Consider the following 11,144-nt stretch of genomic DNA (forward strand, 5'->3'; position numbering starts at 1 on the left):
CCTTCGTACGTGTCAGGCGGAGGGGAGCCTGTCCAGCTGGGCCTGGATGCGGGCGATGTCCTCATCCGCCTTGGCCAGGCGGCCGCGGATCTTGTCCACCACGTTGTCCGGGGCCTTCGCCAGGAACGCCTCGTTGCCGAGCTTGGCCGTGGCCTGGGCCTTCTCCTTCTCGGCCGCCGCCAGGTCCTTCGCGAGGCGCTTGCGCTCCGCCGCGACGTCGATCGTGCCCGACAGGTCGAGCGCGACCTCCGCGCCCGCGACCGGCAGGGTCGCCGTGGCCGTGAAGCCCTCGCCCTCCGGCTGCAGGCGCAGCAGCTGGCGGATGGCGGCCTCGTGCGGCGCGAGCGCGGTGCCGTCCAGGCTCAGCCGGGCCGGAACCCGCTGGCCCGGCTGGAGACCCTGGTCGGCGCGGAAGCGGCGGACCTCGGTGATGACGGACTGGAGCGACTCGATCTCCCGCTCGGCCGCCGCGTCCCGGAAGCCGCCCGGTGCGTCAGCACCAGGAACGAACACAGCCTTCGGCCACTCGGCGATGACGACGGACTCACCACCGGTGAGGGTGGTCCACAGGGTCTCCGTGACGAACGGGACCACGGGGTGCAGCAGCCTCAGGGTGACGTCGAGGACCTCACCGAGGACCCGCTTGCTGACCTCGGCCGGCTCGCCGCCCGCCTGGAAGGTGGTCTTGGACAGCTCGACGTACCAGTCGAAGACCTCGTCCCACGCGAAGTGGAACAGCGCGTCGGAGAGCTTCGCGAACTGGAAGTCCTCGTACAGCGCGTCCACTTCGGCGACGACGGAGTTGAGGCGGGACAGGACCCAGCGGTCCGTCGCCGACATGCGCGAGACGTCGGGCAGTTCGCCCTCGACCGTGGCGCCGTTCATCAGCGCGAAGCGCGTGGCGTTCCAGATCTTGTTGGCGAAGTTGCGGGAGCCCTGGACCCAGTCCTCGCCGATCGGGACGTCGACGCCGGGGTTGGCGCCGCGCGCGAGGGTGAACCGGAGCGCGTCGGAGCCGTACTTGTCCATCCAGTCCAGCGGGTTGACCGCGTTGCCGAAGGACTTCGACATCTTCTTGCCGAACTGGTCGCGGACCATGCCGTGCAGGGCGATGGTGTGGAACGGCGGGGTGCCGTCCATCGCGTAGAGGCCGAACATCATCATCCGGGCGACCCAGAAGAAGAGGATGTCGTAGCCGGTGACCAGGACGGAGTTCGGGTAGAACTTCGCGAGCGACTCGGTCTGTTCGGGCCAACCGAGGGTCGAGAAGGGCCACAGGCCGGAGGAGAACCAGGTGTCGAGGACGTCGGTGTCCTGGTGCCAGCCCTCGCCGGTCGGGGCCTCGTCGTCCGGTCCGACGCAGACGACCTCGCCGTTCGGGCCGTACCAGACCGGGATCCGGTGACCCCACCACAACTGCCGCGAGATGCACCAGTCGTGGAGGTTGTCGACCCAGTCGAAGTACCGCTTCTCCATCTCCTGCGGATGGATCTTGACCTTGCCCTCGCGGACCGCGTCACCGGCGGCCTTCGCGAGGGGGCCGACCTTGACCCACCACTGCATGGACAGGCGGGGCTCGATGGTGGTCTTGCAGCGCGAGCAGTGCCCGACGCTGTGGACGTACGGCCGCTTCTCGGCGACGATCCGGCCGTCGGCGCGCAGGGCGGCGACGATCGCCGACCGCGCCTCGAGCCGGTCCAGGCCCTGGAAGGGGCCGTGGGCGGTGATGACGGCGTGCTCGTCCATCACGGCGACGGCGGGCAGGTTGTGCCGCTGGCCGATCTCGAAGTCGTTCGGGTCGTGCGCCGGGGTCACCTTGACGGCGCCGGTGCCGAACTCGGGGTCGACGTGCTCGTCGGCGACGACGGGGATACGGCGGCCGGTCAGCGGCAGTTCGATCTCACGGCCGACGAGGTGCTTGTACCGCTCGTCCTCGGGGTGAACGGCGACGGCGGTGTCGCCGAGCATCGTCTCGGCGCGGGTGGTGGCGACGACGATGGAGTCGTCGCCCTCGCCGTACCGGATGGAGACGAGCTCGCCGTCGTCCTCCTGGTACTCGACCTCGATGTCGGAGATGGCGGTCAGACAGCGCGGGCACCAGTTGATGATGCGCTCGGCGCGGTAGATGAGCTTGTCGTCGTAGAGCCGCTTGAAGATGGTCTGGACGGCCTGCGAGAGCCCTTCGTCCATGGTGAAGCGCTCACGCGACCAGGCGACGCCGTCACCGAGGCGGCGCATCTGCCCGGAGATCTGCCCGCCGGACTCGCCCTTCCACTGCCAGACGCGCTCGACGAAGGCCTCCCGGCCGAGGTCGTGCCGGGACTTGCCCTCCTTGCCGAGCTCGCGCTCGACGACGTTCTGCGTGGCGATACCCGCGTGGTCCATGCCGGGCTGCCACAGCGTCTCGTACCCCTGCATGCGCTTACGGCGGGTCAGCGCGTCGATGAGGGTGTGCTCGAAGGCGTGTCCCAGGTGCAGGGACCCGGTGACGTTGGGCGGCGGAATGACGATCGTGTAGGCCGGCTTGTCACTCTTCTCGTCGGCCTCGAAGTAACCCCGCTCTACCCAGCGCTCGTACAGCGGCCCCTCTACATCGGCCGGCGCGTACTGGGTCGGCAGTTCGGTGTCGGGCGCTGGTGGCTGCTGCTGAGCGTTCTCGGTCACGCGCTCAGTTTAGGGGTGTCTCGGGCGTGTCCCGAAACGCCTTTGTTCTGTAACGGTGGGGACCCCGATGCCGTCCGGTCGCCATGTCTGCGCCAGGATGTCAGGAACACATAAGCATCTGGAGGGGAACCCAGTAATGAGCTACAACCAGCCGGGCCCGTACGGCGGGCAGCCCCAGCAGCCCGGACCGTACGGCCAGCCGGGTCCGTACGGCCAGCAGCCGCAGGCTCCGCAGCCCGGCTACGGCTACCCCCAGCAGCCGCAGGCTCCCCAGCCGGGTTACGGCTACCCGCAGCAGACCCCGCCGCCCCAGCAGGGCTACGGCCAGCAGCCCCCGTACGGCACCGTCCCCCAGCCCCCGGCCCCGGGCGGCGGCAAGAAGAAGACGGGCCTGATCCTCGGCGCGGTCGCGGTCGTCGCGGCCATCGCGGTGGGCGCGTACTTCGTCATCGGCGGGGGTGGGGGGAGCGGCACGGCCGCCGGCGACGACGGCCCGCACAAGCTCACCACGCCGGCCACGGTGCTCACCGAGTACAAGCTGAGCAAGGAAGACAGCTCGGACGGCGCCATGACCGAGGAAGACCTCAAGGACGCCGAGAAGTGGGGTGTGAAGAACCCCAAGGACGTCAACGCGAACTACGAGGCGGGCGCGGACGGGGACAACCCGCTGGCGGGCAAGCTGCTGTCGTTCGGCGGTGTCTACGGCGAGATCGAGGACCCCGAGAAGGCGGTCGACGGGCTCTTCGCCTACATGAAGAAGGACGCGGAGAAGGACGGCGTCACCATCGAGGGCGAGCCGAAGGCGTACACCCCCGAGGGATTCGACGGCACCGTGCTGAAGTGCCAGCAGGCCGTGATGAAGAACGAGGACGCCACGGCGGGTTCCGGTGAGCCGACCGAGATGAACATGACGTACTGCATCTGGGGCGACTACAGCACCATCGGGTTCGTGCTGCCCCTGGAGTTCGCCGACATCGCGGCCGGCAAGGACGCCGACCCGACGGAGGTAGCCAAGATCACCGCCGACCTCCGCAAGGAAGTCCGCGTCAAGATCTGACGCTCGTCGTCGGAAGCAACGACGAGAAGGGGCCCCGGTCGATCGACCGGGGCCCCTTCTCGTGCGTCTGGCGCTGCTACGCCGTCTTCTGCTCCCCCGGCCCCCGGCCCCGGGCGTCCCGGGGGATCAGGGTCGGGTTCACGTTGGAGTGGACGACGTCCGCTGTGATGACCACTCGGGCTACGTCCTTGCGGGAGGGGACCTCGTACATCACCGACATGAGGACTTCCTCCATGATGGCGCGCAGGCCGCGGGCGCCGGTCTGGCGGAGGATGGCCTGGTCGGCGATGGCCTCCAGGGCCTCGCGCTCGAAGTCCAGTTCCACACCGTCGAGTTCGAACAGCCGCTGGTACTGCTTCACCAGGGCGTTACGCGGCTCCACCAGGATCTGCAGCAGGGCCTCGCGGTCGAGGTTGTGGACCGAGGTGATGACGGGGAGGCGGCCGATGAACTCGGGGATCATGCCGAACTTGACCAGGTCCTCGGGCATGACGTCCTCGAACTGGTCCTTCGCCTCCAGCTCCCGCTTGGAGCGGATCGTCGCGCCGAAGCCGATGCCCTTGGCGCCGGCCCGGGACTCGATGATCTTCTCCAGACCCGCGAAGGCACCGCCCACGATGAACAGCACGTTCGTCGTGTCGATCTGGATGAACTCCTGGTGGGGGTGCTTGCGACCGCCCTGGGGCGGGACCGACGCGGTCGTGCCCTCCAGGATCTTCAGCAGTGCCTGCTGCACGCCCTCGCCCGACACGTCCCGGGTGATGGAGGGGTTTTCACTCTTCCTGGCGACCTTGTCGATCTCATCGATGTAGATGATCCCGGTCTCGGCCTTCTTGACGTCGTAGTCCGCCGCCTGGATCAGCTTCAGCAGGATGTTCTCGACGTCCTCGCCCACATAGCCGGCCTCCGTCAGCGCCGTCGCGTCGGCGATCGCGAACGGGACGTTGAGCATCCGGGCCAGGGTCTGGGCCAGCAGGGTCTTGCCGGAGCCCGTGGGGCCCAGCAGGAGGATGTTCGACTTCGCCAACTCGATGGCGTCGTCGCGGCCTTGGCCCCCGCCGTTCTCACCGGCCTGGACCCGCTTGTAGTGGTTGTACACCGCGACGGAGAGGGCCTTCTTGGCCGCCTCCTGGCCTACCACGTAGCCCTCGAGGAACTCGTAGATCTCGCGGGGCTTCGGGAGCTCCTCCCAGCGCACCTCGCTGGTCTCCGCGAGCTCTTCCTCGATGATCTCGTTGCAGAGATCGATGCACTCGTCGCAGATGTACACACCGGGCCCTGCGATGAGCTTCTTGACCTGCTTCTGGCTCTTGCCGCAGAACGAGCACTTGAGCAGATCGCCGCCGTCACCGATGCGTGCCACGGTGTGCTTCCCCTTCGCCTGGGAGACGACTGGACGCTTTCGAATCCAGCGGCTCCTGGTGCTGCCTTATGTCCGACGGTACCTTGCCGGGGCCCTCGTTCGGGCCCCCCTTGGCACGGTTCACTTTGTCGTGCACCGTGCCAAGGAGCGGCCGACGATACAGCCTCCGCGTCAGCGCACGGCGGCGTTGTTCATCTTCCGGGTGGAGATGATCTGGTCGATCAGGCCGTACGACAGGGCGTCCTCGGCCGTGAGGATCTTGTCGCGCTCGATGTCCTCGCGGATCTTCTCGATCGGCGTGGTGGAGTGCTTGGCCAGCATCTCCTCCAGCTGCGAGCGCATCCGCAGGATCTCGTTCGCGGCGATCTCCAGGTCGGACACCTGACCGCGGCCCGTCTCGCTGTACGGCTGGTGGATCAGGACGCGGGCGTTCGGCAGCGCCATGCGCTTGCCGGGCGTACCGGCGGCCAGCAGGACGGCCGCGGCGGAGGCCGCCTGGCCCATGCAGACCGTCTGGATGTCCGGCTTCACGAACTGCATCGTGTCGTAGATGGCCGTCAGCGCCGTGAAGGAGCCGCCGGGGCTGTTGATGTAGACCGAGATGTCCCGGTCGGGGTCCATCGACTCCAGGCACAGCAGCTGCGCCATGACGTCGTTGGCGGAGGCGTCGTCGATCTGCACGCCGAGGAAGATCACGCGCTCCTCGAAGAGCTTCGCGTACGGGTCGTACTCGCGGATGCCCTGCGAGGTGCGCTCGACGAAGCGGGGGATGACGTACCGGGACTCGGCGGCCGGGCCCGTGTACTCGGCGCGCGTGCGGTCGTACAGGCCGCTGCCGGGGAAGTCGTTCACTGTCTGTCTCCTAGGGGCTGAGGCGGTCGGCTGAAGGGCTGAGCGGGGCTGTCGCCGGCCCCGCGACGGGGCTCAGGCCCCGGTGCCGCCGCCGCCCGGCATACCGGCGGCCGTGGGAATGACGTCGTCGATGAGGCCGTACTCCTTGGCCTCGAGGGCGTCGAACCAACGGTCGCGGTCCGAGTCGCGGGTGATCTGCTCAATGGTCTGGCCGGTGTGCTGGGCCGTGAGCTCGGCCATGCGCTTCTTGGTGTGCAGCAGCCGCTCGGCGTGGATCTTGATGTCCGAGGCCGAACCCGCCAGGCCGGCGGACGGCTGGTGGATCAGGATCTCGGCGTTCGGCAGCGCGAAGCGCTTGCCGGGGGTGCCCGCGCTGAGCAGGAACTGGCCCATCGAGGCGGCGAGGCCCATGGCGATGGTCACCACGTCGTTCTTGATGAACTGCATGGTGTCGTAGATCGCCATGCCGGCCGTGATCGAACCGCCCGGGCTGTTGATGTACAGGTAAATGTCCTTGTCCGGGTCCGCGGCAAGGAGCAGCAGCTGCGCGGTGATCTTGTTCGCGATGTCGTCGTCGACCGGCTGGCCGAGGAAGATGATCCGCTCGTTGAGCAGCCGGTTGTAGACCTGGTCGCCGAGGCCACCACCGATGGAAGGCTCGCCGGCGGCGGAGGGCATCAGATTCGTCACGTATCCACCTGCTCGTCTTACGACGGCGCCGGGCCGTCTCACGTTTCCCTATTCATGGACCCTAACGCGCTGGTCCCTTCGGGGAATCCCGGAGTGGGGAGTGTTCGCCGGGGGCGTAGCGCGGTGGTCACTTCCGGTGTGCGGACGCATGCGGGGCCGCAAACCGGGAAGGGCCCCGGGGAGCGTGTCCCCAGGGCCCTTCCTACGGCGTTACCGGTGCCGAAGGCGTTGTTCAGCCCTCGGTCTTCTCCTCGGCCTCGGCGTCGGTGGCGTCGGCCTCCGTGGCCTCGGCGGCGACGTCCGTGGCGGCCTCGACCTCGTCCTCGTCGTCCAGGTCGATGATCTCGCCGTTGGTGTCCTTGACCGTGGCCTTCTCGACCACGACGGCCAGGGCCTTGCCGCGGGCGACCTCGCCGACCAGGAGCGGAACCTGGCCGCCCTCGACGACGGCCTGGGCGAACTGGTCGGGCGACATGCCGGAGGAGGCCGCGCGCCGCATGAGGTGCTCGGTGAGCTCCTCCTGGTTGACGTTGAGCTTCTCCTGCTTGACGAGCTCGTCGAGGACGAACTGCGTCTTGATGCCCTTGACCGCGGCTTCCTTGGTCTCGGCGTCGAACTCTTCCTCGGTCTTGCCCTGGATCTCCAGGTACTTCGCGAGGTCCAGGCCCATCTGGCCGAGCTGGTGGTGCTCGAGGTTGTGCTTACGGGTGTTGATCTCGTCCTCGAGCAGCTTCTCGGGGACCGGGACCTCGACCAGCTCGAGCAGCTTCTCCAGGACGCGCTCCTGGGCCTGCGTGGCCTGGTCGTACTGCTTCATGTTCTCGAGGCGCTTGCGGCTGTCGGCCCTGAGCTCCTCGAGGGTGTCGAACTCGGAGGCGAGCTGCGCGAACTCGTCGTCCAGCTCCGGGAGTTCGCGGGCGGCGACCTGGGTGACCTTGACGGTGACCTCGGCCTCCTTGCCGGCCGCGGAGCCGCCCTTGAGCTCGGAGGTGAAGGTGGCCTCGCCACCGGCCTCCAGGCCCTTCACGGCGTCGTCGATGCCGTCCAGCAGCTCACCGGAGCCGATGGTGTAGGAGACGCCGGAAGCGACGCCGTCCTCCAGGACCTCGCCGTCGACCTTGGCCTCCAGGTCGATGGTGACGACGTCGCCGTCCTCGGCGGCGCGCTCCACCGGAGAGGTGGACGCGAAGCGGTCGCGGAGCTGCTCGACCGACTTGTCGATGTCCTCGTCGGTGACCTCGACGGCGTCGACCTCGACCTCGATGCCGGAGTAGTCCGGGATCTCGATGGTCGGGCGGACGTCGACCTCGGCGGTGAAGTTCAGCGTCTCGCCGTCCTTCAGCTCGGTGATGTCGACCTCGGGCTGGCCCAGGACGTTGAGCTCGGCCTCGTTGACCGCCTCCGTGTAGAACTTCGGAAGCGCGTCGTTGACGGCCTCCTCCAGCACGGCGCCACGGCCGAACCGCTGGTCGATGACCCGGGCGGGGATCTTGCCCTTGCGGAAGCCCTTCACCGTGACCTGCTGGTTGATCTTCTTGTACGCCGCGTCGAGGCTGTCCTTGAGCTCCTCGAAGGGCACCTCGACAGTGAGCCGAACCCGGGTCGGGTTCAGGGTCTCCACGGCGCTCTTCACGGTTCGGTCTCCTTGTGGCTGACTTCTTGGTTTCTGCCGGAGCCAGACTGGTCCGGCAAATTCGCCGCCCGGAGGACTTCAGGGAGTGAGAGACACACGGGCGCGCAGCTTGCATAGTAACCGCAGGCGCTGAACGACCCAAAGGCGATCACTGGGGACGAACGCCGACGATCGAGCAGGTGGTCGGGGTGGCGGGATTTGAACCCACGGCCTTCCGCTCCCAAAGCGGACGCGCTACCAAGCTGCGCCACACCCCGTCTGGTGCGACACGTAGGGTACATGGCCGCAGGCAGTGGGGATGCCGCATTTATGGGGTGTGCGCCGAGGGGCACCGACCCGCTACGATGCCTCCAGTGCCGCGGTCAGCTGACCTGCGGCGCGTCCTGTGCGGGCGTAGCTCAATGGTAGAGCCCTAGTCTTCCAAACTAGCTACGCGGGTTCGATTCCCGTCGCCCGCTCTGTACGGCCCGGGGCCGGGCCGGAGGATCACTCCTCCGGCCCGGCCCCGGGCGGTTTTCGGGGGGGCGCTACCAGGCCGGTCGGGGGTCTCGTTGTTCGGCGGGGGTCTGCTCCGGCAGGTCGCGGCCCTGGTCCGTGCGGAGCAGGTCTCCGGGGTACGGCGGAAACTCCTCCGTGGGCGGGGCGGGGTAATGGAAGCGCTCCGTGCGCGGCAACGGCACCTCGACCAGCCTGCCGTCGTGGATCATCCACAGGCCGAAGCAGTCGTCGTCCTGGTCGTGGATGAGGACCTGGACGGTTTCGGGGTACGGCCACGGCAGTGACTCCAGGTGCCGCAGCAGCCCGGAGCGCGGCCGCATCCGCTCGAACTCCGTGGCCCAGCCGCATCCGAACGAGCCGCCCCACTGGCTCTCGATCGGCACGAACCGGCCACGCCAGGTACGCGAGTCGTCATCCCGCGTGAGCGGCTCCATGACCTCGTTTGCGTACAGGGCCAGGACGACCACCTGCGCGAATCTGCTCATGGCGGAGTATGCGCGGGCGCCCGCGCTGCGCGGCAACCGGTTTGCGGACGCGGGCCTAGAACTGGATCGAGTTGATCGTCTCGGCTATCGAGTCGAGGAAGCGCTGGATGTCGTCGGCCATGCCGGTCGAGGCGAGGAAGAAGCCGAAGAGCACGGCGACGACGGCGGGGCCGGCCTTGAGGGAGCCGCCACGGATCAACACCACCATGATGATCGCCAACAGCAGCACCACTGACAGCGAAATGGCCACAACTGATCACACCCTCGGTCGGTCCGCTCTCCCGGCCCAGGGGCGCCATCCCCGCACACCCCCGCCAGAACCATCGTGCCACCAACAGGCCCGCCGTATGCGGCGGGTGGGGCATCAGTGGTCACAACTCCGTACGGTTCAGGCGGCACCGGGTCGCGCGGGCGACCATCCGGTGCGCCCCGCACGCTAATTCGAACCCACCCCCTTACGGGGAATTCGACGTGATCGTTTCCATGTCCACACAACTCGTTCGCGGGCATTTCGAATTGTCATCACAGGGGCCTCTCCTCTACCCGCCAAACCTGACCCTATGCCCCATTTAGTAGGGATTCTTCGGGACAAGCCGGACGTAAGTCGAGTGTCGCAGGCACTCGTTCATCTCGTATAAGCGCTAATGACGTCGCCCGTTTTACGAATACGCACAGCCGCCGCTAGGGTGCCTCAGATGTTCCACGCTGCCTCGTCCCTCACCGTGCCGAGTCCGCGCTCGCCGCAGAAACAGCAGAGACCGAACACCCCCGCCGGCAAGCAGCGCGACGCCTTCTTCGACAACGCCAAGTTCCTGGCGATCGTGCTGGTGGCCATCGGCCACTCCTGGGAGCCACTGAAGGACGACAGCCGGATCCTGGAAGGGCTGTACACCGTCGTGTACGCCTTCCACATGCCGGCGTTCATCATCATCTCGGGCTACTTCTCACGCAGCTTCGACATGCGCCCCGACCGGCTGCGCCGGCTGATCACCGGCGTCGCGGTGCCGTACATCGTCTTCGAGACCGCCTATCCCCTGTTCAAGCGCGTGATCGACCACGACCCGGGCATGGAGATCAGCCTGCTCGATCCGTGGTACCTCACCTGGTTCCTGGTCGCGCTGTTCGTCTGGCGGCTGACCACGCCGATCTGGCAGCTGATCCGTTGGCCGCTCCCGGTCGCGCTCGGTATCGCGATGCTGGCCACCGTCACCCCGGAGATCGGGGACGACCTCGACCTGCAGCGAGTGCTGCAGTTCCTGCCCTTCTTCGTCCTGGGCCTCAACATGAAGGCCGAGCACTTCCACTGGGTGCGGCGGCGCTCGGTGCGGATGCTGTCCGTGCCCGTGGTCGCGATGGCGCTGGCCGTCGGCTGGTGGGCCGTTCCGCGGATGAACACCGGCTGGTTCTACCACCGGGACTCCGCACAGGAACTGGGGGCGCCGTGGTGGACCGGTCCGGTCATGCTGCTCGCCCTGTTCGGCTGCTCGCTGGTGCTCACCGCGTGCTTCTTCGCCTGGGTGCCGCGGCGACGGATGTGGTTCACCGCGCTGGGCGCGGGCACGCTGTACGGCTACCTGCTGCACGGATTCGTGGTGAAGGCCGGGGACTATCTGGGCTGGTTCGAACCGGCGTGGCTGCACCGGCCGCTCGGGGAGGTCTTCGTCACCGTGCTGGCGGCGGTGGGGGTGACCCTGCTGTGCACCGCGCCGGTGCGGCGGGTGTTCCGATGCGTGATGGAGCCCGAGATGAAGTGGGCCTTCAAGCGGGACGCGGCCGAGTTGGCACGTGAACGCCAGAGGGCCGGGGGCTAGTGCCGCGTCAGGCAACGTTCGCCCCGTCGCGACGCCCGGCACGCACTCTCGCCGCACCGGGCACAAGCCCAAGTACATCCAGTACGAGGGC

9 protein-coding genes and 2 tRNA genes are annotated in these 11,144 nt (G+C 67.8%); 3 read left to right on the forward strand and 8 right to left on the reverse strand.

Translation table 11 applies throughout. The annotated features are described in order from the left end of the window. Nucleotides 1-12: 12 nt before the first annotated feature. The gene (locus ACWDRW_RS37980; protein ID WP_451732400.1) at nt 13-2,664 is read right to left on the reverse strand and encodes a valine--tRNA ligase; all 2,652 of its coding nucleotides are present in this window, start codon (nt 2,662-2,664) and stop codon (nt 13-15) included. Between the two features lie 136 nt (nt 2,665-2,800). Here ACWDRW_RS37980 and ACWDRW_RS37985 point away from each other — a divergent pair, with 136 nt between their 5' ends. Continuing rightward, nucleotides 2,801-3,721 (forward strand): hypothetical protein, encoded by a 921-nt coding sequence (locus ACWDRW_RS37985; protein WP_451732402.1) that lies wholly within the window; start codon nt 2,801-2,803, stop codon nt 3,719-3,721. Nucleotides 3,722-3,797: 76 nt separating this feature from the next. Here the strand turns inward: ACWDRW_RS37985 and clpX are convergent, their stop codons facing one another. From clpX to ACWDRW_RS38010, 5 genes are all read right to left on the reverse strand, one after another. After that, nucleotides 3,798-5,084, reverse strand: a complete 1,287-nt coding sequence (gene clpX, locus ACWDRW_RS37990; protein ID WP_451732405.1) for an ATP-dependent Clp protease ATP-binding subunit ClpX — start codon at nt 5,082-5,084, stop codon at nt 3,798-3,800. A gap of 171 nt (nt 5,085-5,255) precedes the next feature. Then, nucleotides 5,256-5,936: an ATP-dependent Clp protease proteolytic subunit gene (locus ACWDRW_RS37995; RefSeq protein ID WP_451732408.1), complete on the reverse strand. Its 681-nt coding sequence runs from the start codon at nt 5,934-5,936 to the stop codon at nt 5,256-5,258. A gap of 72 nt (nt 5,937-6,008) precedes the next feature. Beyond that, entirely contained in the window at nt 6,009-6,614 is a 606-nt protein-coding gene (locus tag ACWDRW_RS38000; protein WP_166662271.1) for an ATP-dependent Clp protease proteolytic subunit, read from the reverse strand. 244 nt (nt 6,615-6,858) lie between these two features. Beyond that, nucleotides 6,859-8,259: a trigger factor gene (tig, locus tag ACWDRW_RS38005; protein WP_451732410.1), complete on the reverse strand. Its 1,401-nt coding sequence runs from the start codon at nt 8,257-8,259 to the stop codon at nt 6,859-6,861. A 180-nt stretch (nt 8,260-8,439) separates the two neighbouring features. After that, nucleotides 8,440-8,516 (reverse strand) — tRNA-Pro (locus ACWDRW_RS38010). Between the two features lie 130 nt (nt 8,517-8,646). Here ACWDRW_RS38010 and ACWDRW_RS38015 point away from each other — a divergent pair. Beyond that, a tRNA-Gly gene (locus tag ACWDRW_RS38015) sits at nt 8,647-8,717 on the forward strand. A gap of 69 nt (nt 8,718-8,786) precedes the next feature. Here the strand turns inward: ACWDRW_RS38015 and ACWDRW_RS38020 are convergent. Together ACWDRW_RS38020 and ACWDRW_RS38025 are read right to left on the reverse strand one after the other, a co-directional pair. Beyond that, nucleotides 8,787-9,242, reverse strand: a complete 456-nt coding sequence (locus ACWDRW_RS38020) for a hypothetical protein (RefSeq protein WP_451732412.1) — start codon at nt 9,240-9,242, stop codon at nt 8,787-8,789. 55 nt (nt 9,243-9,297) lie between these two features. Continuing rightward, complete coding sequence (locus ACWDRW_RS38025; RefSeq protein ID WP_093723671.1) at nt 9,298-9,492, reverse strand: hypothetical protein; 195 nt, start codon at nt 9,490-9,492, stop codon at nt 9,298-9,300. 445 nt (nt 9,493-9,937) lie between these two features. Here ACWDRW_RS38025 and ACWDRW_RS38030 point away from each other — a divergent pair, with 445 nt between their 5' ends. Then, a complete protein-coding gene (locus ACWDRW_RS38030) occupies nt 9,938-11,053 on the forward strand; it encodes an acyltransferase family protein (protein ID WP_451732415.1) in 1,116 nt (371 codons plus the stop codon). The last annotated feature ends 91 nt before the right edge of the window (nt 11,054-11,144 follow it).

It is taken from the genome of Streptomyces sp. NPDC003635 (assembly GCF_053587635.1).